This is a genomic window from Mycobacterium sp. E2733 (assembly GCF_001667585.1).
In the GTDB taxonomy this organism is placed as follows: domain Bacteria; phylum Actinomycetota; class Actinomycetes; order Mycobacteriales; family Mycobacteriaceae; genus Mycobacterium.
The window spans coordinates 58,887-83,025 of record NZ_LZJZ01000086.1; the positions used below are offsets into that span (position 1 = coordinate 58,887).

At 68.5% G+C, this 24,139-nt stretch carries 19 protein-coding genes and 1 tRNA gene; 11 read left to right on the forward strand and 9 right to left on the reverse strand.

Annotated elements, in window-relative coordinates; all coding sequences use genetic code 11:
- Positions 1–41 precede the first annotated feature (41 nt).
- Positions 42–998: a 4-(cytidine 5'-diphospho)-2-C-methyl-D-erythritol kinase gene (locus A5678_RS15920; RefSeq protein WP_197502159.1), complete on the forward strand. Its 957-nt coding sequence runs from the start codon at positions 42–44 to the stop codon at positions 996–998.
- Between the two features lie 326 nt (positions 999–1,324).
- Positions 1,325–2,959: a fatty acyl-AMP ligase gene (locus tag A5678_RS15925; protein ID WP_068044031.1), complete on the forward strand. Its 1,635-nt coding sequence runs from the start codon at positions 1,325–1,327 to the stop codon at positions 2,957–2,959.
- 22 nt (positions 2,960–2,981) lie between these two features.
- Here A5678_RS15925 and pth read toward each other — a convergent pair whose 3' ends face one another.
- The 4 genes from pth to A5678_RS15945 form a co-directional block, all read right to left on the reverse strand.
- Positions 2,982–3,557 carry an aminoacyl-tRNA hydrolase gene (gene pth / locus A5678_RS15930; protein ID WP_068043988.1) on the reverse strand — a complete coding sequence of 192 codons (576 nt, stop codon included), beginning with the start codon at positions 3,555–3,557 and terminating at the stop codon, positions 2,982–2,984.
- Between the two features lie 12 nt (positions 3,558–3,569).
- Entirely contained in the window at positions 3,570–4,238 is a 669-nt protein-coding gene (locus tag A5678_RS15935) for a 50S ribosomal protein L25/general stress protein Ctc (RefSeq protein ID WP_068043990.1), read from the reverse strand.
- A gap of 317 nt (positions 4,239–4,555) precedes the next feature.
- The gene (locus tag A5678_RS15940) at positions 4,556–5,437 is read right to left on the reverse strand and encodes an oxidoreductase (RefSeq protein WP_068043993.1); all 882 of its coding nucleotides are present in this window, start codon (positions 5,435–5,437) and stop codon (positions 4,556–4,558) included.
- 25 nt (positions 5,438–5,462) lie between these two features.
- The gene (locus A5678_RS15945) at positions 5,463–6,698 is read right to left on the reverse strand and encodes a cytochrome P450 (protein WP_068043995.1); all 1,236 of its coding nucleotides are present in this window, start codon (positions 6,696–6,698) and stop codon (positions 5,463–5,465) included.
- A 174-nt stretch (positions 6,699–6,872) separates the two neighbouring features.
- Here A5678_RS15945 and A5678_RS15950 point away from each other — a divergent pair, with 174 nt between their 5' ends.
- Complete coding sequence (locus tag A5678_RS15950) at positions 6,873–10,193, forward strand: LuxR C-terminal-related transcriptional regulator (protein ID WP_231983683.1); 3,321 nt, start codon at positions 6,873–6,875, stop codon at positions 10,191–10,193.
- A 33-nt stretch (positions 10,194–10,226) separates the two neighbouring features.
- On the opposite strand, the gene A5678_RS15955 is transcribed toward A5678_RS15950, so the two are convergent.
- From A5678_RS15955 to A5678_RS15975, 5 genes are all read right to left on the reverse strand, one after another.
- On the reverse strand, positions 10,227–10,874 hold the full coding sequence (locus A5678_RS15955; protein ID WP_068043999.1) for an LpqN/LpqT family lipoprotein: 648 nt from the start codon (positions 10,872–10,874) through the stop codon (positions 10,227–10,229).
- Entirely contained in the window at positions 10,871–11,227 is a 357-nt protein-coding gene (gene arsC, locus A5678_RS15960) for an arsenate reductase (glutaredoxin) (RefSeq protein ID WP_068044000.1), read from the reverse strand. Before arsC ends, A5678_RS15955 begins: the two co-directional genes overlap by 4 nt.
- Entirely contained in the window at positions 11,228–12,208 is a 981-nt protein-coding gene (locus tag A5678_RS15965; protein ID WP_066957338.1) for a ribose-phosphate diphosphokinase, read from the reverse strand. It lies immediately after the preceding gene.
- 91 nt (positions 12,209–12,299) lie between these two features.
- The gene (gene glmU / locus A5678_RS15970) at positions 12,300–13,787 is read right to left on the reverse strand and encodes a bifunctional UDP-N-acetylglucosamine diphosphorylase/glucosamine-1-phosphate N-acetyltransferase GlmU (RefSeq protein ID WP_068044002.1); all 1,488 of its coding nucleotides are present in this window, start codon (positions 13,785–13,787) and stop codon (positions 12,300–12,302) included.
- 91 nt (positions 13,788–13,878) lie between these two features.
- A tRNA-Gln gene (locus A5678_RS15975) sits at positions 13,879–13,950 on the reverse strand.
- A gap of 168 nt (positions 13,951–14,118) precedes the next feature.
- Between A5678_RS15975 and A5678_RS15980 the strand changes: the two genes are divergently transcribed.
- From A5678_RS15980 to A5678_RS16015, 8 genes are all read left to right on the forward strand, one after another.
- A complete protein-coding gene (locus A5678_RS15980; protein ID WP_156673196.1) occupies positions 14,119–14,712 on the forward strand; it encodes a TetR/AcrR family transcriptional regulator in 594 nt (197 codons plus the stop codon).
- A 179-nt stretch (positions 14,713–14,891) separates the two neighbouring features.
- The gene (mfd, locus tag A5678_RS15985; RefSeq protein WP_068044003.1) at positions 14,892–18,557 is read left to right on the forward strand and encodes a transcription-repair coupling factor; all 3,666 of its coding nucleotides are present in this window, start codon (positions 14,892–14,894) and stop codon (positions 18,555–18,557) included.
- Between the two features lie 49 nt (positions 18,558–18,606).
- The gene (locus A5678_RS15990; RefSeq protein WP_068044005.1) at positions 18,607–19,593 is read left to right on the forward strand and encodes a nucleoside triphosphate pyrophosphohydrolase; all 987 of its coding nucleotides are present in this window, start codon (positions 18,607–18,609) and stop codon (positions 19,591–19,593) included.
- A 285-nt stretch (positions 19,594–19,878) separates the two neighbouring features.
- On the forward strand, positions 19,879–20,607 hold the full coding sequence (locus A5678_RS15995) for a lytic transglycosylase domain-containing protein (RefSeq protein ID WP_156746932.1): 729 nt from the start codon (positions 19,879–19,881) through the stop codon (positions 20,605–20,607).
- A 68-nt stretch (positions 20,608–20,675) separates the two neighbouring features.
- On the forward strand, positions 20,676–21,965 hold the full coding sequence (gene eno / locus A5678_RS16000) for a phosphopyruvate hydratase (protein ID WP_068044009.1): 1,290 nt from the start codon (positions 20,676–20,678) through the stop codon (positions 21,963–21,965).
- A 1-nt stretch (position 21,966) separates the two neighbouring features.
- A complete protein-coding gene (locus A5678_RS16005; protein ID WP_068044011.1) occupies positions 21,967–22,656 on the forward strand; it encodes a septum formation initiator family protein in 690 nt (229 codons plus the stop codon).
- Positions 22,649–23,137, forward strand: a complete 489-nt coding sequence (locus A5678_RS16010) for a DUF501 domain-containing protein (protein ID WP_068044013.1) — start codon at positions 22,649–22,651, stop codon at positions 23,135–23,137. Before A5678_RS16005 ends, A5678_RS16010 begins: the two co-directional genes overlap by 8 nt.
- Positions 23,131–24,075, forward strand: coding sequence for a Ppx/GppA phosphatase family protein (locus A5678_RS16015; RefSeq protein WP_068044015.1), 945 nt, complete (start codon positions 23,131–23,133; stop codon positions 24,073–24,075). Before A5678_RS16010 ends, A5678_RS16015 begins: the two co-directional genes overlap by 7 nt.
- Positions 24,076–24,139 lie beyond the last annotated feature (64 nt).

The window sequence follows — 24,139 nt, forward strand, 5'->3', positions numbered from 1 at the left end:
GCGTGTAGTTGACCGGTGGCAGCGATAGTCTGCTGCGGTGGGTGACAATGTCTGACGGCAGCACCGCCGCCCAGTGGGTGCCCACCGGGTCGGTCACCGTCCGGGTGCCCGGAAAGGTCAACCTGTATCTGGCGGTCGGCGACCGCCGTGAGGATGGCTATCACGAGCTGACCACCGTTTTCCAGGCCGTCTCGCTGCTCGACGAGGTGACCGTCCGCAACGCCGACGTGCTGTCGCTCGAGCTCGTCGGCGAGGGCGCCGACAAATTGCCCACCGACGAACGCAACCTCGCCTGGCAGGCCGCCGAACTGATGGCCGAACACGTCGGCCGGGCGCCCGACGTGTCGATCATGATCGACAAATCCATCCCGGTCGCCGGTGGGATGGCCGGCGGCAGCGCCGATGCGGCTGCGGTGCTCGTCGCGATGAACTCGCTGTGGGAGCTCAACGTGCCCCGGCGCGACCTGCGCATGCTCGCCGCGCGGCTGGGTAGCGACGTGCCCTTCCCGCTGCACGGCGGAACCGCGCTGGGCACCGGACGCGGCGAGGAGTTGGCCACGGTGTTGTCCCGCAACACCTTTCACTGGGTGTTGGCGTTCGCCGACGGCGAGTTGCTCACTCCGGCGGTGTTCGTCGAGCTGGACCGGCTCCGGGAATCGGGGGATCCGCCGCGGCTTGGCGGCCCGGGCCCGGTGCTGGCGGCCTTGGCCGCGGGCGACCCGGAACAGCTGGCGTCGCTGCTGGGTAATGAGATGCAGGCGGCCGCGGTGAGCCTGAACCCGAAGCTGCGCCGGACCCTGCGTGCCGGGGTGGAGGCCGGGGCGCTGGCGGGCATCGTGTCCGGCTCGGGCCCGACATGCGCCTTCTTGTGTTCCTCGGCCGCCTCGGCCGTCGACGTGGGCGCAGAGGTGTCCGGGGCGGGCGTCTGCCGCACGGTGCGGGTCGCCAGCGGGCCGGTGGCCGGCGCGCGTGTGGTGCCGGCGCCCACCGAAGTGTGAAAAGCAACCCAAATTCCGCATTCGTTTGGGCTGTTCCCTAAGAGGAGTTTAAGATAATGCGCGGTGACGAGTCGCGCTGAGCAAGATCACTCATTTTCGTCGTCCGTCGGGGTCTCCGGCGGACGACTGATGCTTTGGGCCCACCGGCGGTTTTCGGGCCCGCGTCGCGCTCGTCGGCCGGCCGAACGGCAGGTAGCCGACTCATCGCCGATTCGAGACCTAACCGCTGCCCGACTGTGTTTGCGCGCCTGTTCCGAAGCGTTACCCGGTGGGCGGAATATGAAATCCCGGGCGTTGGGCCAAGCGCCGGAACCGAGGAGGTTTTTGTGAGCAGGTTTACCGAGAAGATGTACCGCAATGCCCGCAACGCGACGACGGGCATGGTCACCGGTGAACCGCACGAACCCGTCCGGCACACCTGGGGCGAGGTCCACGAACGCGCGCGTCGCATCGCGGGCGGCCTAGCCGCCGCCGGCATCGGCCTGGGCGACGCGGTCGGTGTCCTTGCCGGCTTCCCGGTGGAGATCGCGCCGACGGCGCAGGGCCTCTGGATGCGTGGGGCCAGCCTGACGATGCTGCACCAGCCCACGCCGCGCACCGACCTGGCCGTGTGGGCCGAAGACACCATGAACGTCATCGGCATGATCGAGGCCAAGGCCGTCATCGTCTCCGAGCCGTTCCTGGTGGCCATCCCCGTGCTGGAGGAGAAGGGGATCAACGTCCTCACGGTCGCCGACCTGCTGGCGTCGGAGCCCACCGATCCCATCGAGGTGGGTGAGGACGACCTCGCGCTGATGCAATTGACGAGCGGCTCCACCGGATCCCCCAAAGCCGTCCAGATCACCCACCGCAACATCTATTCCAACGCCGAGGCGATGTTCATCGGCGCCGAGTACGACGTCGACAGGGACGTCATGGTCAGCTGGCTGCCGTGCTTCCACGACATGGGCATGGTCGGCTTCCTGACCATCCCGATGTACTTCGGCGCGGAGCTGGTCAAGGTCACGCCGATGGACTTCCTGCGCGACACGCTGCTGTGGGCCAAGCTGATCGACAAGTACAAGGGCACCATGACCGCGGCGCCCAACTTCGCCTACGCGCTGCTGGCCAAGCGCTTGCGTCGCAACGCCAAGGCCGGTGACTTCGACCTGTCCACCCTGCGTTTCGCGCTGTCGGGCGCCGAGCCCGTCGAACCCGCCGACGTGGAGGACCTGCTCGACGCCGGCAAGCCGTTCGGCCTGCAGCCGTCGGCGATCCTGCCGGCCTACGGCATGGCGGAAACGACGCTGGCCGTGTCGTTCTCGGAGTGCAACGCCGGTCTGGTCGTCGACGAGGTCGACGCCGACCTGCTGGCCGCCCTGCGCCGCGCCGTGCCCGCCACCAAGGGCAACACCCGCAGGCTGGCGACGCTGGGCCCGCTCCTGCAGGACCTCGAGGCGCGCATCATCGACGAGAACGGCGACGTGATGCCGCCGCGCGGCGTCGGCGTCATCGAGCTGCGCGGGGAGTCGCTGACGCCCGGCTACCTGACCATGGGCGGCTTCATCCCGGCGCAGGACGAGAGCGGCTGGTACGACACCGGTGACCTCGGCTACCTGACCGAGGACGGCCACGTCGTGGTGTGCGGCCGCGTCAAGGACGTCATCATCATGGCGGGCCGCAACATCTACCCCACCGACATCGAGCGGGCCGCCTGCCGCGTCGAGGGGGTGCGGCCCGGTTGCGCCGTCGCGGTGCGCCTGGACGCCGGCCACTCACGCGAGACGTTCGCCGTCGCCGTCGAGTCCAACGCCTGGCAGGACCCCGCCGAGGTGCGCCGCATCGAGCACCAGGTCGCCCGCGAGGTGGTGGCCGAGGTCGACATGCGGCCGCGCAACGTCGTGGTGCTCGGGCCGGGCACCATCCCGAAGACACCGTCGGGCAAGTTGCGCCGGTCCCACTCCGCCACGCTGGTCACCTAGGCCGCGGTCATACGACCGGCGTTTACCAGGCGTGGACCTGGTTCTGCGCGGGCTCCAGCCCGAGCTCGACGAGCAACTCCGTGGCGTCCGCGGCCTGCTCGCAAATGGTGGGGACCTCGGCGCGCTCGGCGGCGGAGAAGTTCTCCAACACGAACGCCGCCGGGTCTTTGCGTCCCGGCGGTCGGCCGATCCCGATGCGGACCCGCTGGAACTCCCTGGTGCCCAGCGCGGACGCCACCGAGCGCAGCCCGTTGTGGCCGCCCTCGCCGCCGCCGATCTTGAGCCGGATGCGGCCGAAGTCGAGATCGAGGTCGTCGTGGACGACGACGATGTCGGCCGGCGTCACCGAATAGAACTTCGCCAACGGCCCGACCTGGCGGCCGGACTCGTTCATGTAGCAGCGTGGCTTGGCCACCAGGACCGAACGCCCGGCCAGCCGGCCGCTGACCACCTCGGCGCCGGAACGCTTGTGCACCTTGAACTTTGACCCGAGCCGATCGGCGAGCAGGTCGGCGACCATGAAACCGAGGTTGTGCCGGGTGCGGGCGTAGTTGTCTCCGGGATTGCCCAGGCCGACCACCAGCAACGGCTCGGCCACGTTGCGGTCCGCCTACTCGGACTCGTCCGCGGGGGCCCCGGAATCTGTGGCCTCGCCGGCTTCCTCTTCCGTGGGGGCCGCTTCTGCCTCGGCGACCTCGCCGGCACCCTCTTCCTCGAGATCCTCGGCGGTCGGCGCGGTGACCACGTTCACCACCAGCATCTCCGGGTCGGAGATCAGGTTGACGCCCTTCGGCAGGGCGATCTGCCCGGCGGTGAACTGGGTGCCCGGCTCGGCATCCTCGACGGACACCGTCAGCTGCTCGGGAATCGACAGCGCGTCGGCCTCGATCTCGATGGTGTTGGTGTCCTGGGTGACCAAGGTGCCGGGGACGGGGTCGCCCTCGACGACGACTCGGACCTCGACGACCACCTTCTCGCCGCGGCGCACGACCAGCAGGTCAGCGTGCTGGATGGTGCGGCGAATCGGGTGGATGTCGAGCGCCTTGGTCAGCGCCAGGTGTTCCTTGCCGTCGATGTCCAGGGTCAGCACCGCATTGGTGCCCGCGTGGCGCAGCACGGCCGCGAAGTCGTGGCCGGGCAGCTCCAGATGCTGCGGGTCGCTGCCGTGGCCGTAGAGGACGGCGGGAATCTTGCCCTCGCGGCGGGCCCGGCGCGACGCGCCCTTGCCGGTCTCGGTTCGCACCGTCGCCGTGAGTTGGTTGCCTGCGGACTTGGCCATCGTGTCGCTCCTGTGTGCTCTTCAGTGTGGGGCACGGCCGGGGTCGCGACAGTTCGTCGGTCTCCGTCGATAACGGTGCTGGCTGGCCAGCCACCCTCGCCGTGACGCCCGGTCAGGTTAGCGCATGCGCACCTCAGAGCGGAAATCTCGGCGGCGGCGTGCGTCACAACCGTCACTCCTTTACCCGGCCGGGGCGACCCTCAAGGTGCCCGCCTCACAGCGACAATTCCCGCCTCAGGAAGGTTGTCGCTCGGAGGCGGGCAAAAACGCCGGCCGCCCGTCCGAGGGACGTGTGTGGTCAGTGCGATCGCTGGGACTCAGAGCGGAAATTTGGTCCCGGTGAGCTGTTCGGAGAGCTCCCACAGCGCAGCGGCCATCTTCGGATCCTGCGCCCGACGGCTGCGGCCGACAGGTTGGGTGCGGCCGGTCTGGCCGAACCGCGGGCCGATGAACGTGTTGCCCGGCAGGTCCTGCGACGCCGCGTACAGCGTTTGCCGAGCGCCGAAGTCGGCGTCGGTGGCCACGACCCGGGTGACGGTCGACATCAGCGCGTCGCCCAGCTTGCGCCCGGACGCACCTTGCAGATTGGTGTGCGAGTAGCCGGGGTGGGCGGCCAGCGCGCGCAGCGTGGAACCGGCCGCATCCAGGCGTCGCTGCAGCTCGCTGGTGAACAGCAGATTGGCGAGCTTGGATTGGCTGTAGGCCAGCCAGGGCGAGTATCGCCGCCGCTCCCAGTTCAGGTCGTCGAGGCTGATCCGCCCCGGCCAGTGCGCCATCGACGACACCGTGACCACCCGGTCGGTGAGCTTGGGCAGCAGCAGGTTGGTCAGCGCGAAATGCCCGAGGTGGTTGGTGCCGATCTGGCTCTCGAAGCCGTCGACTGTCCGCGCGTAGGGGGCGGCCATGATGCCCGCGTTGTTGATCAGCACGTCGACCTTGTCGACGCCCTCGGCGAAGTCCCGCACCGACGACAAATTTTGCAGGTCGAGTGGACGCACCTCGACCGGCCCGGTCTGGGTGCCCCGTATCTGCAGCGCGGCCTTCTCGCCCTTGCGAACGTCCCGGACCGCCATGATCAGCGTGGCGCCCCGGCGCGCCAGCTCGCGGGCCGTCACCGCGCCCAGCCCGCTGTTGGCGCCGGTGACGACGACGGTGCGCCCGGCGAATGACGGCAGGTCTGCGGCGGTCCAGTTGGTCATGGTTGGTGAGCCTAATCGGGCTCGCTCAGTGCCCGATGTCGAACTCCACCGGCACGGTGGTGGGCCCGGTGATGCCGGTGATGGCTTTCCACCGCGCCGGGGCGGCTGCGCGGGGATTGGGCATGCGCTGGGTGATGACGCGAAGCGCCTCTGTCAGCTCCAAGCGCGCCAGGTGAGCGCCGAGGCAGTAGTGCACGCCGCCACCGAAGGTGAGCATGGGCGGGGCGCACTCGCGTGTGATGTCCAGGCGGTCTGGGCGGTCGTAGACACCGGGGTCGCGGTTGGCCGCGGCCGTGTTGGCGAGCACGAGGGTGCCGGCGGGGACGCGAACCCCGGCCAGCTCGACGTCTTCGGCGGCCCGCCGGATGGTGCCGAAAATGATTGGCCAGTAACGCATTAGCTCGTTGACCGCGTTGGCCGCCAACTCGGGACGCCGGGCAAGCAACGCCCATTGGTCAGGGTGCGCGCAGAGCGCCTGTACCGCCGCGGCGAGCTGATTGCGTGTGGTGTCGGTGCCCGCTCCCAGCAGCGTGCCGCACAACATGAGCAGCTCGTCATGCGTGAGCGGGTCGCCGTCGTCCTCGGCGCGAATGAGGTCGGAGACGAGGTCGTCGGTCAGTGATGCGCGCCGACCGGCGATCAGGTCTTCGAGGTAGGCGTCGAGCTGGTCCCAGGCGGCCAGGATCGCCGGGCCGTCCTCGGCGACATTCCAGTCGAACAGCTTCTTGATGTTGTCGGTCCAGTCGGAGAACAGCTGCCAGTCCTCGGGCGGCGCGCCGAGCAGGGCGCAGATGATCGGAGTGGGATAGCGGCGGGAGATGTCGGAAACGACGTCGCAGTGCCCGACCTCGGTCAGCGGATCGACCAATCCGTCGATCACCCCGACGATCAGCGAGCGCAGCCGCTCGGCACCCCGCGGCGCGAACGCCTTGGATACCAGCCGGCGCAGCCGGTGGTGCTGCTCGCCGTCGAGTCCCAGGATGTTGGCAGTCGCCCTGTCCCACAACGGACCGGAGGTGACGCCTTGCAGGTCGAGTCCGAGGCCACGCGCGGTGATGAAGCGTTGGTCCCGCAGCACCCGGTGGACCAGGTCGTAGCCCAGGACCTCCGGCCCACGCGGCCCCATGGCGATCGGGGACTGCTCGCGGGCGTCGGCGATGGCGCGGTGCGCCTCGTCGGGATCGGTGAGGTGGTCATAGGAAAAGGACGGCAGCCCGGCGTCGAACACGCTCGGGCACTCGCTGGTTTGGACAGTGACCATAGCGGTCTCCTCGGTCGGCCTTGAGTCGACTATCGAGGCGCGGGAGATTAAGACCATCCGCCGCAGCGCGTAAATCTGCGCGGTCCACCGCGTAGGTTCCGGCGCCGCCTTCGGGGGAAGATCTACGCGCTGTGGCCGATGTTTGCGTGCTGCGCACCCACGATGCTGGCTACCATGAGCCAACAAGCGGAGATGCCGTCGCTGAACTGGAAAGAGTTGGGCGTGAGCGAGTTGCTGCCGACAGGCACTGTGACGTTGCTGCTGGCCGATGTCGAGGGCTCGACGCGGCTCTGGGAGACCCAGGCTGAACAGATGACTGCCGCGCTGGCCCGGCTGAACAAGACGGTCAACGACGCCGTCGACGCGCACGACGGCGTGCGACCGCTCGAGCAGGGCGAAGGTGACAGCTTCGTGGCCGCGTTCGCCCGGGCATCGGACGCGGTGGCCTGCGCGCTGGCCGTGCAGCGCACCCCGCTGGCACCCATTCGGCTGCGGATCGGCATCCACACCGGTGAGATCCAATTGCGTGACGACGCCAACTACGCGGGCCCCACCATCAACCGCACTGCCCGGCTACGCGATCTCGCGCATGGTGGACAGACGGTGTTGTCGGGCGCGACCGAATCGATGGTAGTGGACCGGCTGCCCGATGGTGTGTGGCTCGCCGACCTGGGCAGCTACCCGTTACGCGATCTGCCGCGCCCGGAACGCGTCGTCCAGCTGTGCCATCCGGACCTGGCCAACGAGTTTCCACCACTGCGCGTCCGCGGAGTGACGGTGTCGCATAATCTGCCCGTACAACTGACGAGTTTCGTTGGGCGCCAAGCGCAATTGACCGAACTACGTGGCGTCGTCACTGCCAACCGGCTGGTCACTCTGACCGGCGCGGGCGGTTCGGGCAAAACCCGACTCGCGATCGAGCTCGCCGCGCGCCTAGTCGCGGGATTCACCGACGGCGTGTGGAATGTCGACCTGGCTCCCGTCACGAATGGTGCCGTCGTACCGGTGACCATCGCGCGCACGCTCGGCCTGCCCGATCAGCCTGGCCGCTCCACGATGGAACTGCTGGTGCGGTTCTTCAGGGACAAGAAAGTCCTATTGCTGCTCGACAATTGCGAACACCTGCTTGACGCGTGCGTGTCCTTGGTCGAGGAACTGCTTCGGACCTGCCCGCACTTGACGATCCTGGCCACCAGCCGCGAACCGCTCGGCGTGCCCGGAGAGCTGAGCTGGCGGGTTCCGTCTCTGGCCCCAGCCGACGAGGCGATCGAATTGTTCACCGACCGCGCGCGCCGCGCCCGGCCGGATTTCGGCGCCACCGAAGAGAATTCAGCTGTAGTCGAAGAGATCTGCCGCCGCCTGGACGGCATGCCGTTGGCGATCGAGCTTGCGGCCGCGCGAATTCGATCACTGTCGCTGCACCAGATTTTGGACAGCCTGCATGACCGGTTCCGGCTGCTGACCGGCGGCGCCCGCACGGCCGTTCGCCGCCAGCAGACGCTGCGCGCCTCGGTGGATTGGTCGCACGCGCTGCTCACCGAACCCGAGCAAACCCTGTTCCGGCGCCTCGCGGCATTCGCGGGCAGTTTCGATTTCGACGCTGCCCAGGCGGTCGGTGCCAGGTCTGATGTCGAGAGCTTCCAATTGCTTGACCAGTTGACTCTTTTGGTAGACAAATCCCTCGTCGTCGCCGACGACACCGGCGAGGGGATGCGATACCGGTTGCTGGAAACGGTCCGTCAATACGCCCAGGAGAAACTGGGCGAATCCGGCGAGGCCGATGCGGTGCGCGCCCGGCACCGTGATCACTACGTCGCCAGGGCGGCGGAGATGGAATCGAAGGGCCATTCCGGCGACGAGGAGTTATTGCGTTGGGCGGAACGCGAAATCGAGAATCTGCGGGCGGCCTTCAACTGGTGCCGCGAGAACTTCGAGCCCGAGACGGGCCTTAGGCTGATTCTGTCGCTGCGGCCGTTGTGGTTACGGGGCGGTCGAGTCCTTGAGGGGATGGCCGGTCTAGAGGCGATCTTGACTCAGGTGGATGGTGCCAAGATTGCGCCGGCGGTATGGGCGGAAGCTCTTGTCGAGCAACAGCGGCTCGCCGCGTGGGTTGGCATGCCGATCGAGTTGGGTCCTGCCGAGCGGGCTCTGGACATCGCACGACAGATCGGAGATCCCGCGCTGACCACACGCGCGCTGATCGCATGCGGCATGAGTGCCGTCTACGGCGTGGAGGCGGCGCAGTTTTACTACGCGGAAGCGATCGAGCTAGCCAGCGCGGCCGATGACCGCTGGAGTCTCTGTCAGATCTTCAGTCACCAGGCGACCGTGGCCGCCTTCGCGGGTCAACCGGTTGAAGGACGCGCCGCTGCGGAGAAGGGAAAAGAGCTGGCCGACCGGCTGGGCGATCGGTTCTTCTCATGGAACTGCCGGACGTGGCTGGCGATCGCGCTGATGATGCAGGCGAATCTCGCCGATGCTGCCGCGGTTGCACGGTCGGTCGCGGAGGAGGGCGAGGCGGCGGGGGCCGTGGTGATGAAGATTTACGGTCAGACGGTGCTCAGCGTCGTGCTCTCGCGCCAGGGGATGCCGGCGTCCGCGCGCTCCGCGGCGGAATCCGCCCTGGCAGGCGCGGAGGCGATAAGCGGTGCGGCCGAAGACACGGTATACGCGATGCTCGCCGACGCGGCGCTGACCGCCGGCGATGCTACCGAGGCGCTGCGGTTCGCCGAAATCGCGTGGGAGCGCACCTGTCCGCCGCGCGACGTCTTCACCAGAAGCATCAACCCGATCGCCGAGGCCGCCCTGGCGTGCGGCCAACTCGACCTTGCCCGCCGGTGGGCCGACGAGAACGTCGCCGTCGTTCCCGGCTACCAGCAGCTGGTTGCCCTGGTTGCGCGCGCCTATGTCGCGCTGGCACAAGGCGAACCGGGCCAAGCCGAGCGCGACGCCCACGAAGCCCTGGCGGTCGCTGCCCGCGTCCAGGGATACCTGCGCGTGCCCGACGTCCTTGAATGCCTGGCGCGCCTCGCGGCCGACGTGGGCAACAACGCGCACGCGGCACGCCTGCTCGGCGCCGCGCATGGCATGCGGCAGCGGACGGGGGAGGTCGGGCGCCCGATGTATGAACCCGGCTACCAGGCCACGCTGGCAAAATGTCGAGAGAAATTTTCGGACAACGACTTCGACACCGCCTGGGCCGAGGGCGCCGCGCTGCCCACCGAGGAGGCGATCGCTTACGCGCAGCGCGGCCGCGGCGAGCGTAAGCGCCCCGCCAGCGGCTGGGGATCGCTGACCCCCATGGAGCAGGACGTGGTGCGTCTGGTTCGGAAAGGCTTGGGCAACAAGGAGATCGGCGCGCGGCTGTTCATCTCACCGCGCACGGTGCAGACGCATCTCACCCACGTGTATGCCAAACTCGGGATCACTTCGCGGGTCCAGCTGGTCCAGTTGTCGCTCGGAGGCGGGCAAAAGCCGCAGTCCTCCGCGCAGTGATTCATGTGACGGAAGTGGCACAGACCTGGCCAATCACTTCGCCGCGACGACGAACCCTCGCATGATCGCCTCGATGTCGGTCGACTGCGCGACCGCCTCGTTGGCCAGGCCGGTGATGGTCAGCTGAACCAGGTATCGCTGTTTGGCGGGCGGGGAACCGGTGGCGATGACGATCCGGTTGAAGCTGTGCAGCCGGGTGCCATCCAAGTCGTAGCTACCCTGAATCATCGAGGAAGGGAAGCCATTGTAGGGCGTCGTCGAGGCGTCCAGCTGCTTGAAGTCCTCGAACAGTTGGGCGTCGTCGTTGCCGTGCTGGATCACCTGGGCGGCATCGAAATCGCCGTGCAGGACGAACACCACGAGTCTGGCGGTCGGATACTTGCCGCCCTTGGAGATCATCAGCGTCTTCGGGGAGATGTGCGGATTGTTCGCCACCGACCAGCCCGGGGGCGTCGGTATCGACACCGTCAGGTCGGGCAGGGCGCCCGGCGCGACTTGCTCGCCGGTCACGCCGATGTTCTGCAGATATTGCGACAGCGGCACGGGCTTGGCGACCCGTGTTGTGGTGGTCGTGGTTGTCGGCGTCGTGGACCAGATCGATTGATAGTCGGGCGTTTTCGGGCCGCATGCCACCGCGGGCAGCGTCAGGGCAATGGCCGCGGTCGCGCAGGCACGTCTCACAGAATCTCGCGGACCGTGTCGAGCGGCCGTGCCAGCCGGGTGCCCTTCGACGTGACGACGAACGGCCGTTCGATCAGAATCGGGTGTTCCACCATGGCGTCGAGCAACTGGTCGTCGGTCGCGTCGGCGAGGTTGAGCTCGGAATACAGCGATTCCCGCTTGCGCACCGCGGTGCGCACGTCGATTCCCGCGTCGTTGATCATCCGCACCAGTTCGTCGCGCGACGGCGGGTCCTTCAGGTACTCGATGATCGTTGGCTCAAAACCACTGTCGCGCAACAATTCCAACGTGTTTCGGGAGGTGCTGCCCCGGGGATTGTGGTAGATGACCGCCTCGCCTGGCTGTGCAGCCATCTAGGCGTCCCCGTCGAATAGCCCCGTGACGGAGCCGTTTTCGAAGACGGCGCGAATGGTGCTGGCCAACAGCGGCGCGATGGACAGGACGGTGAGCTGGGGGAAGCGCTTCTCCTCGCCGATCGGCAGCGTGTTGGTGACGATCACCTCGCGGGCACCCGAGGCCGCGAGCCGCTCGGCGGCCGGGTCGGACAGCACGCCGTGGGTGGCCGCGATGATGACGTCGGCGGCGCCGTCGTCGCGCAACAGCTGCACCGCGCCGGCAATGGTGCCGCCGGTGTCGATCATGTCGTCGATCAGCACGCAGGTCCTGCCCTGCACCTCACCGACGACTCGGTTGGACACCACCTGGTTGGGCACCCGCGGATCCCGGGTCTTGTGGATGAAGGCCAGCGGGACGCCGCCCAGCGCGTCGGCCCACTTCTCGGCGATGCGCACCCGGCCGGAGTCGGGGGAGACGACCACCATGTTTCCGTCCGGATAGTTGTCCCGGATGTAGCCGGTGAGCAGGTTCTGCCCGCGCATGTGGTCGACCGGGCCGTCGAAGAAACCCTGGATCTGGTCGGTGTGCAGGTCGACGGTCACGATCCGGTCGGCTCCCGCCGTCTTGAGCAGGTCCGCGACCAGTCGCGCCGAGATCGGTTCGCGGCCGCGATGCTTCTTGTCCTGCCGGGCATAGGGGTAGAACGGCATGACTGCGGTGATCCGCTTGGCGCTGCCCCGCTTGAGCGCGTCGATCATGATCAGCTGTTCCATCAGCCAGTCGTTGACCGGCGCGGGGGCCGACTGCAGCACGAACGCGTCGCACCCGCGGACCGACTCGTGGAACCGGACGAAGATCTCGCCGTTGGCGAACTCCCGCGCGGTCTGAGCGGTGACGTGGACGTCGAGCTCTTTTGCCACCTGCTCGGCCAACTCCGGGTGCGCACGGCCGGAGAAGAGCATCAGGTTCTTGCGGTTGTCGGTCCAGTCGTGGCTCAACGCGCTGCCCTCGCCGTTCGGATCAAAAGTGGATGGCCAATCGTACGTAGCGAATGGTACGGAAATGTGGCCGGGTTATCAGATAGCAAAATCACGATGTCGATTCGGGCTCGGATGTGTCGTCGGTGGCCCCGGCTGGTTTGCGGGTCGCCTTCTCGGCCGCTTCGGCGGCTGCGCTGCCCGGCCGTTTGCGCTGCACCCAGCCCTCGATGTTGCGTTGCGGGCCGGCTGACACCGCCAGGGCGCCCGGGGGGACGTCGTCGCGGACAACGGTTCCCGCGCCGGTGTACGCCCCGTCGCCGACCTTCACCGGGGCGACGAACATGGTGTCCGACCCGGTGCGCACGTGCGAGCCGACCGTGGTGCGCCGCTTGTTGGTGCCGTCGTAGTTGACGAAGACGCTGGACGCCCCGATATTGCTGTGCTCGCCGATGTCGGCGTCGCCGACGTAGGTCAGGTGCGGAACCTTTGTGCCGGTGCCGATCGTCGAGTTCTTGGCCTCGACGAACGCGCCGAGCTTGCCGTCGTCGCCCAACACCGTCCCCGGCCGCAGGTAGGTGAAGGGGCCGACCGTGGCGCCGGCGCCGATGGCCGACGACGTGCCGTGCGTGCGCACCACCGATGCGCCGTCGCCGACGGTGACGTCGGTGAGGGTGGTGTCCGGGCCGACGACGCAGTGACCGCCGAGTTGGGTGCGGCCCAGCAGCTGCGTGCCGGGGTGGATGACGGTGTCGCCACCGATCGTGACGTCCACGTCGATCCAGGTGGAAGCGGGGTCGACGACGGTCACCCCGGCCATCTGATGGGCGGCGACGATCCGGCGGTTGAGTTCGGCACCCAGTTGCGCGAGCTGAACGCGGTTGTTGACGCCGGCGACCAGGGCGCTGTCGTCGACGCGCTGGGCGTGGATGGCCTGCCCGTCCCCGCGAAGGATCGCTATGACGTCGGTCAGGTAGAGCTCCTGCTGGGCGTTGTTGGAGCTCAGCCGGCTGAGCGCCGAGCGCAGCGCCGCAACGTCGAAGGCGTAGACGCCGGCGTTGACCTCGTGAATTTCCCGCTGGAAAGGCGTCGCGTCGGCGTGTTCCACGATCGCGGTGACCTCGTTGTCCTGGGTGCGCAGGATGCGGCCGTAGCCGGTGGGGTCGGTGAGCGTCGTGGTGAGTACGGTCGCGGCGGCCGATCCCGCGTTGTGGGTCGCGATCAGGTCGGCGACGGTGTCGGAGTCCAGCAGCGGCGTATCGCCGGAGGTCACGACGACCACGCCGGCGTAGTCCTCGGGGAGCGCGGACAGGCCGCAGAGCACCGCGTGGCCCGTGCCCAGCGGGCGGTCCTGCAGGGCGACGTCGATGCCGCGCCCCAGGGCGTCGGCCCACTCGGCGACCAGTGGGGAGATGCGCTGGTGATCGTGGCCCAGGACCACGACCAGGTGTTGCGGCGCGACTTTGGTGATCGCGTGCAGCAGGTGGCACAACATGCTGCGGCCGGCGATCGTGTGCAGCACCTTGGGGGTGTCCGACCGCATCCGGGTGCCGGGCCCGGCCGCGAGCACCAGGACCGCTGTATCACCACGAGACGCCATCAACTCTCCTCAACCGTGCGTGTGCGCAGACGACACGCGTCAAGCGTGGCACTTCACGCACGCCCGAGGCAAAGAGCGGGGCCGTTTGGGGCTCCGTCGCCAGGACTCGAACCTGAACTATCTGAACCAAAATCAGAGGTGCTGCCGATTACACCACGACGGATCGCACGCCCTGCAGGGCCGCGCCACCAACAGACTTTAGACGCTGTGCGGGCGGATCGCGGCGCCGAGGGAAAGAGGCGCGGTTCGGTGCGGGCAACGCTATACGCTGATTGACGTGGCTGTTCTCGACAAGGAGCCGGACAAAGAGGCACGCGCGCCGCGCGCCCGGATGACCGGTACCGAGCGCCGACAACAACTCATCGGCATCGCACGCTCGCTGTTCGCCGAACGCGGTTATGAGGGCACCTCGATCGAGGAGATCGCGTTACGCGCCAACGTTTCCAAGCCGGTCGTCTACGAACATTTCGGCGGCAAGGAGGGTCTGTACGCCGTCGTCGTCGACCGCGAGATGTCGGCGCTGTTGGACGGCATAACCTCGTCGCTGACCAACAACCGTTCCCGGGTGCGGGTCGAGCGGGTGGCGCTGGCGCTGCTCACGTACGTCGAAGAGCGCACCGACGGCTTCCGCATCATGATCCGCGACTCACCGGCCGCGATCAGCTCGGGCACCTACTCCAGCCTGCTCAACGACGCGGTCAACCAGGTCAGCTCCATCCTGGCCGGCGACTTCGCGCGCCGCGGCCTGGATCCCGAGCTGGCGCCGCTGTACGCCCAGGCGCTGGTGGGCTCGGTCTCGATGACGGCGCAATGGTGGCTCGACACGCGCGAGCCCAAGAAAGAAGTGGTCGCCGCGCACCTGGTCAACCTGATGTGGAACGGGCTGACCCATCTGGAAGCCGACCCCCGGCTGCAGGACGGTTAACCGCGCCAGCTGGCGCACCGCCCACATGCGCGAGCGTAACCCCACTGCGAAATCGGGCTGGATTTTTCGCAGGGTGATTACGCTCGGCGACTTGCCGTTAAGCGGGGTTTTCCTAACGACCCCTTGACGGCGCCGGGCTCAAAATCGACGAATTCCGGCGCCCCTAGAATGGATTCATCATGACCGCACCGGGGCCTGCTCGCCCAGAACCCCCGATCGCGGGGCTCGTTGAATTGGCGCTCACCGCGCCGACCTTCCAGCAACTGATCGAAAGCGCGGCCGAGCGACCGGCCGAGCTTCACCTGGTGGGTCCTGCCAGCGCACGGCTTTTCGTCGCCAGCGCGCTGGAGCGGTTGGGTCCTCTGCTGGTAGTCACCGCGACCGGGCGTGAAGCCGATGACCTGACCGCCGAACTGCGCGGCGTTTTCGGCGATGCCGTGGCGGCCTTCCCCTCCTGGGAGACCCTGCCGCACGAGCGACTCTCTCCGGGCGTCGACACCGTCGGCGCCCGCTTGACCGTGCTGCGCCGGCTCGCCCACCCCGACGACGCGCGGTTGGGTCCGCCGCTGCGCGTCGTGGTGACCGCGGTGCGCTCGCTGCTGCAACCGATGACGCCGCAGCTGGGCCTCGTCGAGCCGGTCACGTTCAGCGTCGGCCATGAGATCGCCTTCGAGGAGGCGGTCGCCCGGCTGGTCGAGTTGGCCTACACCCGGGTCGACATGGTGGGTCGGCGCGGCGAGTTCGCCGTGCGCGGCGGCATTCTCGACGTCTTCCCGCCGACGGCCGAGCACCCGGTGCGCATCGAGTTCTGGGGCGACGAGGTCAGCGAGATCCGGATGTTCTCCGTCGCCGACCAGCGCTCCATACCCGAGATCGAAGTGGAGACCGTCATCGCGGTGGCCTGCCGCGAACTGCTCCTGACAGACGACGTGCGGCAACGGGCCGCCGCGCTGGCCGCCCGGCATTCCGGGGGCGAACCCGCCATCACCGGCAGCGTCACCGACATGCTGGCCAAGCTGGGCGAGGGCATCGCGGTCGACGGCATGGAGGCGCTGCTCCCGGTCCTGCGGCCGGGTGAACACGTGCTGCTGACCGACCAACTGGCCGAGGGCACGCCGGTGCTGCTGTGTGACCCCGAAAAGGTGCGCACCCGAGCCGCCGACCTGATCAAGACCGGCAGCGAGTTCCTCGAGGCGTCGTGGTCCGTCGCGGCGCTCGGCACCGACGCGCCCGTCGACGTCGCGCAGTTCGGCGGATCGGGGTTCGCCGAGCTGGACGACGTGCGCGCCGCGGCGACGCGGTCGGGTCATCCCTGGTGGACGTTGAGCCAGCTGTCCGACGAGTCGGCGGTGGAGCTGGAGATCCGCGCGGCGCCATCGGCCCGCGGTCATCAGCACGACATCGACGGCATCTTCGCGATGCTGCGCGCGCACGTCTCGACCGGCGGCTACGCCGCGGTCGTCGCCCCCGGCGCCGGCACCGCCCATCGTGTCGTCGAGCGGCTGGCCGACTCCGACACCCCGGCAACCATGCTGGAACCGGGCGCGGCCGACACAACGCCCAAACCGGGCGTCGTCAGCGTCCTCAAGGGTCCGCTGCACGACGGGGTGGTGATCCCCGGCGCCAACCTGGTCGTGATCACCGAGACCGACCTCACCGGCAGCCGGGCCACCGCCGTCGAGGGCAAGCGGCTGGCGGCCAAGCGGCGCAATACCGTCGACCCGCTGGCGCTGACCGCCGGCGACCTGGTGGTGCACGACCAGCACGGCATCGGGCGGTTCGTCGAGATGACGGAACGCACGGTCGGCGGTGCCCGGCGCGAGTATTTGGTGCTCGAGTACGCCTCCAGCAAGCGGGGCGGCGGGTCCGACAAGCTGTACGTCCCGATGGACTCGCTGGACCAGCTGTCCCGCTACGTCGGCGGGCAGGCGCCCGCGCTCAGCAAGCTGGGCGGCAGCGACTGGGCCAACACCAAGACCAAGGCCCGCCGCGCCGTGCGGGAGATCGCCGGGGAGCTCGTCGCGCTGTACGCGAAGCGGCAGGCCAGCGCCGGGCACGCGTTCGCGCCCGACACCCCCTGGCAGGCCGAGATGGAAGACGCTTTCGGCTTCACCGAGACCGTCGACCAGCTGACCGCCATCACCGAGGTCAAGGCCGACATGGAGAAGCCGATCCCTATGGACCGGGTGATCTGCGGCGACGTCGGTTACGGCAAGACCGAGATCGCGGTGCGCGCGGCGTTCAAGGCGGTGCAGGACGGCAAGCAGGTCGCCGTGCTGGTGCCTACCACGCTGCTGGCCGACCAGCACCTGCAGACGTTCACCGACCGGATGGCCGGGTTTCCGGTGACCGTCAAGGGGCTCTCCCGGTTCACCGACAACGCCGAGTCCCGCGCCGTGATCGAGGGCCTGGCCGACGGGTCGGTGGACGTGGTGATCGGCACGCACCGGCTGCTGCAGACCGGGGTGCGGTGGAAGGACCTGGGTTTGGTGGTGGTCGACGAGGAGCAGCGGTTCGGTGTCGAGCACAAGGAACACATCAAGTCGCTGCGCACCCATGTCGACGTGCTGACCATGAGCGCCACCCCCATCCCGCGCACGCTGGAGATGAGCTTGGCCGGGATCCGCGAGATGTCGACCATCCTGACCCCGCCCGAAGAGCGGTATCCCGTGCTGACATACGTCGGGCCGCAGGACGACAAGCAGGTCGCTGCCGCCTTGCGGCGCGAGCTACTGCGTGACGGGCAGGTCTTCTACGTGCACAACCGGGTGAGCTCCATCGACCGGACGGCGGCCCGGATCCGCGAGCTGGTGCCGGAGGCGCGGGTGGTCGTCGCACACGGGCAGATGCCCGAGGAACGGCTGGAACGCACCGTGCAGGGGTTCTGGAACCGCGAGCACGACATTTTGGTGTGCACCACGATCGTGGAGACCGGGCTGGACATCTCGAACGCCAACACCCTCATCGTCGAACGCGCCGACACCTTCGGGCTTTCGCAGCTGCACCAGCTGCGCGGCCGGGTGGGGCGCAGCCGCGAGCGCGGCTACGCCTACTTCCTGTATCCGCCGCACGCCCCGCTGACCGAGACGGCCTACGACCGGTTGGCGACCATCGCGCAGAACAACGAACTGGGCGCGGGCATGGCCGTCGCCCTGAAGGACCTCGAAATCCGCGGCGCCGGCAACGTGCTCGGCGTCGAGCAGTCCGGGCACGTCGCCGGGGTCGGGTTCGACCTGTACGTGCGGCTGGTGGGCGAGGCCGTGGAGGCCTACCGGGCGGCGGCCGACGGCCAGACCGTCACCACCGCCGAGGAACCCAAGGACGTGCGGATCGACCTGCCTGTGGACGCCCACCTGCCGCCGGACTACATCGCCAGCGATCGGTTGCGGCTGGAGGCCTATCGGCGGCTGGCCGCGGCGGCCGACGATTCGGCCGTCGACGCCGTTGTCGACGAACTCGTCGACCGCTACGGCGCGCTGCCTGAGCCGGCCCTGCGCCTGGTGGCGGTCGCGCGGTTGCGGCTGCTGTGCCGCGCCGCCGGCATCACCGAGGTCTCGGCCCCATCGGCGGCGACCGTGCGACTATCGCCGATGACGCTGGCCGATTCGGCGCAGGTGCGACTCAAGCGGATCTATCCGGCGGCGAGCTATCGCGCCACGACTTCCACCGTGCAGGTGCCCATTCCGCGGGCCGGCGGCGTCGGGGCGGCCCGCATCCGCGATGTGGAGTTGGTGCAGATGGTGGCCAACCTGGTGACGGCACTGCAGGGAAAACCACAGATAGAGATTGGTATAACGGGTTCACAGCCAGCACCGATGTCGGGGGAGGAGCGGCGAGCGCGATGATCCGCGCCGGCGACGATGCAAAGCGAAGCGATGAGGAGGAGTGGCGCACATGATCGTCGTCTTGTTCGACCCCCGCCGCCCATCGCTGGTGCCGGTCGAGGCCATCGAACACCTCAGTGGTGAGGTGCAGTACACCGAGGAGATGCCCGTCGCGGTGCCGTGGTCACTGCCGGCGGCGCGTCCGGTGCACTCTGGGGACCCTGATGATCCAGCGCCGGTGCTGCTGTCGTCGGATCCCGAGCATCCGGCCGTCACCGCCCGGCTGGCGGCCGGCGCCCGGTTGATCTCCGCGCCGGAGACACCCCGCGGTGAACGACTGGTCGACGTGGTGGCCATGATGGACAAACTGCGCACCGCCGGACCGTGGGAGAGCGAGCAGACCCACGACTCGTTGCGCAGGTTCCTGCTCGAGGAGACCTACGAACTGTTGGACGCGGTCCGCAGCGGCAGCGCCGACCAGCTGCGCGAAGAACTCGGCGACGTGTTGCTGCAGGTGCTCTTTCACGCGCGCATCGCGGAAGACGCCCCGCAATTCCCCTTCACCATCGACGACGTCGCCATCACGCTGATGCGGAAGCTGGGCAATCGGGTTCCGGGTGTGCTTGCGGGTCAGACCATTTCGCTCGAAGAGCAGTTGGCCCAATGGGAAGAGCGCAAGGCCGCCGAGAAGCCGCGGAAATACGTGATGGACGAGGTGCATACGGGACAGCCGGCGTTGGTGTTGGCTCAGAAGGTGATTCAGCGCGCGGAGAAGGCCGGCCTGCCGGCCGATCTCATCCCGGCCGAGATCACCTCCGTCTCGGTGTCGGCCGATGGTGACGCGGAAAGCGGGCTGCGCACGGCGGTTCTGGAGTTCGTGGACACGGTCCGCGCCGTCGAGCGGGCGATCGCCGCGACGCGCCGTGGCGCGGGTGTGCCGGAGGAGTTCGACGTGGCTCCGCTCGGCGAGGTCACCGAAGACGAGTGGCGTGAGCACTGGCCGTTGGACGAGGTGGTCGACGAGTCGGCGGTGGGCGCGGTTGCCGACGACGCCTGACCGGTCCCGAGTTCTGGCTCCCGGTTTCGTTGGTAGCCACCACTGTGATGTTTGCCATCTCGGTCGTCTGTCACCGGGTGATCGCGCGGCCAGGTGGGAGATGTCTGCGGCCGGTGCCGGTCTGACACCGCTAGCCAAAGGCGCGTCAGCTAACCGATCATTAGCTGGATACAGGTCACGATTGTGCGCTGGCGCCCCGATACGGCCGGGCAACACCGCAACCCATGGGACGATGGTTGTGCGGAAGTTGGTGCAGGGGAGTCTGAGGGAGCTTTAACCAGCATGGTGTCGCCGAGGCGTTGGTTGCGCGCGGCCGCCGTGATAGGCGCGACCGCGATGCTGCTGGCCTCCAGTTGCACGTGGCAACTCAGCCTGTTCATTCCGGAGGGCGTCCCGCCGCCCGCGGGGGCTCCGGTGCCGCCGGTGGACACGCACGCCAGCGGTCGGCCCGCGGACCAGCTTCGGGCCTGGGCCGAGCAGCTCTCCCCGACCCTGGAGATCCCGGTGATCGCGCTGGAGGCCTACGCGTACGCCGCCCGGGTCGCCGAGGTCGAGAATCCGAAGTGCCATATCGCGTGGACAACGCTGGCGGGCATCGGACAGGTCGAGAGCCACCACGGCACCTATCGCGGCGCGCGGCTGGCGCCCAACGGCGACGTGAGCCCCCCCATTCGCGGTGTCCGCTTGGACGGCAGCGGCGGCACCCTGCGCATCGTCGACAGCGAGGAACCGGTGACGGACGACGACGGGGTGGTGCGGGCCATGGGGCCGATGCAGTTCATCCCCGAGACCTGGCGGTTGTACGGCGTCGACGCCCACAACGACGGGCGCCTCAGTCCGGACAACATCGACGACGCGGCGCTGGCGGCCGCGGGTTACCTGTGTTGGCGGGGAAAGGATTTGGCGACGCCGCGCGGCTGGATAACCGCGCTGCGGGCCTATAACAACTCCGGCGTCTACGCGCGGGCGGTGCGCGACTGGGCGACCGCTTATGCGGCCGGTCACCCGCTGTAGCAGGATGTATCAGGCCCTACGCTGACGGCGGCGAGGCCGGCACCAGCTACGACACAAGGAGAGACTCAGTGCCGATTATCGAGCAGGTCGGGGCCCGCGAGATCCTCGATTCCCGCGGCAACCCGACGGTCGAGGTCGAGATTGCCCTGATCGACGGGACCTTTGCCCGCGCGGCGGTGCCGTCCGGCGCGTCGACCGGTGAGCACGAGGCCCACGAGCTGCGCGACGGCGGTGAGCGTTACGGCGGCAAAGGCGTGCAAAAGGCGGTGCAAGCCGTTCTCGACGAGATCGGCCCGGCGGTGATCGGGCTCAACGCCGACGACCAGCGGTTGGTGGACCAGGCGCTGGTGGACCTGGACGGCACCCCCGACAAGTCCCGGTTGGGCGCCAACGCGATCCTGGGCGTCTCGCTGGCCGTCGCCAAAGCGGCCGCCGACTCGGCCGAGCTGCCGCTGTTCCGCTATGTCGGCGGGCCCAACGCCCACATCCTGCCGGTGCCGATGATGAACATCGTCAACGGCGGTGCGCACGCCAACACCGCTGTCGACATCCAGGAGTTCATGGTGGCCCCGATCGGCGCCCCCAGCTTCAATGAGGCGCTGCGCTGGGGCGCCGAGGTGTACCACTCACTCAAATCGGTGCTGCAGAAGCAGGGATTGAGCACCGCCCTGGGCGACGAGGGCGGCTTCGCCCCGGACGTGGCCCACACCAAAGCGGCCCTGGACCTGATCTGCCAGGGCATCGAGTCGGCGGGTCTGAAACTCGGCACCGATGTGGCGCTGGCCATCGATGCGGCGGCCACCGAGTTCTACAACGCGGGCACCGGATACATCTTCGAGGGCAGCACCCGCAGCGCCGAGCACATGACGGAGTTCTACGCCGACCTGCTCGGCTCCTACCCGCTGATCTCGATCGAAGACCCGCTCTCCGAAGACGATTGGGACGGCTGGGCGGCGCTGACGGCGGCGATCGGCGACCGCGTGCAAATCGTCGGCGACGACATCTTCGTCACCAACCCGGAGCGCCTGGAAGAGGGTATCGAAAAGGGCGTGGCAAATGCGTTGCTGGTCAAGGTGAACCAGATCGGCACGCTGACCGAGACCCTCGATGCGGTCGCGCTGGCGCACCACAGCGGGTACCGCACGATGATGAGCCATCGCAGCGGCGAAACCGAAGACACCACGATCGCCGATCTGGCGGTGGCCGTCGGCAGCGGTCAGATCAAGACCGGTGCGCCAGCCCGCAGTGAGCGTGTCGCCAAGTACAATCAGCTGTTGCGGATCGAGGAAGCGCTGGGTGACGCCGCCCGTTACGCCGGGGATCTCGCGTTCCCGCGGTATGCGCCGGAGGCCAAATAGCTTGCCCGCCAAGCCGGATCCGAAGCGGCGCTCCCCGGCATCGCGTCCGGGGAAGGCCGGGGATCCGGTTCGGCGCCGCCGGACGGCCAAGCCGTCTTCCAAACCGTCCCAAACGGCGAAGCAGCCCAGCGCGCGGTCGGTCGAGCATGTCGTCGAGCCCATCAAGCGACAGGCGGTCGAATCGGTCGAGCAGCGGTCCGAGCAGCGGCTGGGTCTCACCGCGCGGCGGGCGGCGGTGCTCGCCGCGGTCGTCTGCGTGCTGACGCTGACCATCGCCGGCCCGGTGCGGACCTACTTTGCCCAGCGCACGGAGATGAATCAGTTGACGGCAAGCGAAGCCGCGTTGCGCGCTCAGATCGCCGAGCTCGAGCAGAAGAAGGCCAAGCTCGCTGATCCGGCCTACATCGCCGCGCAGGCCCGCGAGCGGCTCGGCTTCGTCAAGCCCGGCGACATTCCGTTCCAGGTCCAGCTTCCGCCGACGGCGGCGACACCTTCCGAGCCTGGAGGTCCGGCGGCGAAACCCGCCAACAGCGATCCCTGGTACACCTCGCTCTGGCACACCATCGCCGACGCACCGCACCTGCCGCCGGCCAATGTTCCCCCGACCGACGTCCCGCCCGCCGCGCCGCAACCGGGCCCAGCGGGTCCCGTTCCACCGGTCCCACCGAATCCCACGTCGCCCGGTGGTTGACCGTGCCGACCTGGAGGCCGTGGCGCGTCAGCTCGGGCGTGAGCCCCGCGGCGTGCTCGAAATTGCCTACCGGTGCCCCAATGGCGAGCCCGGCGTGGTGAAGACCACACCGAAACTTCCTGACGGAACGCCGTTTCCGACGCTGTACTACCTGACACATCCGGTGCTGACCGCGGCCGCGAGCAGGCTGGAAACGACGGGCTTGATGCGCGAGATGACCGAGCGCCTGCGGCATGACCCGGAATTGGCGGCCGCGTACCGGCGAGCCCACGAGTCGTATCTGGCCGAGCGGGACGCGATTGAGCCGCTGGGGACGACGTTCTCCGGTGGCGGAATGCCGGACCGGGTCAAGTGCCTGCACGTGCTGATCGCGCACTCGCTGGCCAAAGGGCCGGGCTGCAATCCGCTCGGTGATGAGGCGCTCGCGATCCTGGCCCCCGAACCCGCGATGGCGGGTGTTTTGGTGACGGGAGAATGGTGAGCAGGCTCGCCGGAATCGACTGCGGCACCAACTCGATTCGGTTGTTGATCGCCGATGTGAGCGACGGCCGGCTCCACGACGTGCATCGGGAAACGCGGATCGTGCGGTTGGGACAGGGCGTCGACGCGACGGGTCAGTTCGCGCCGGAGGCGATCTCCCGAACCCGGGGCGCATTGGCCGATTACGCGTCGCTGCTCGAGCGGCACGGCGCCGAGCGGGTGCGAATGGTGGCCACGTCGGCGGCTCGCGACGTCGCCAATCGTGATGTCTTCTTCGCGATGACGGCCGACGTGCTGGGCGCTGTGCTGCCCGGCGCGGTGGCGGAGGTGATCACCGGCGCCGAGGAGGCCGCGCTTTCCTTTCGCGGAGCCGTTGGCGAATTAGAACGTGCGGCAGGGCCTTTCGTCGTCGTCGATCTGGGCGGCGGTTCCACCGAGATCGTGGTTGGCGGCGACGCGGTGGTGGCGAGCTATTCCGCCGACATCGGCTGCGTCCGCCTGACCGAACGCTGCCTGCACTCGGACCCGCCGACGCCCGACGAGGTGGAGGCGGCCCGTGCGGTGGTGCGCGAGCGTCTCGACGTCGCGCTGGGCGTGGTGCCGGTGGAGGCGGCGCGGACCTGGGTCGGGCTGGCCGGGACGATGACCACGCTGTCGGCGCTGGCGCACAACATGACGACGTATGATTCTGCGGCCATTCATCTTTCCCGTGTCGCCGGCGGTGATCTGCTGGCTGTGTGCGAACGGTTGATCGCGATGCCGCGGTCGGAGCGGGCGGCGCTGCCGCCGATGCACGAGGGCCGTGCCGATGTGATCGGTGGGGGCGCGATCGTGGTCGAGGAGTTGTTGCGTGAGCTGCGCACCCGCGCCGGCATCGACGAGCTGACCGTCAGCGAGCACGACATCCTGGACGGCATCGTGCTGTCGATCGCGGGATAAGTCACAGCCGTCACTTGCGTCTCGGCGCCGGAGGACTCGACGATTTGCCCGCCTCATAGCGACA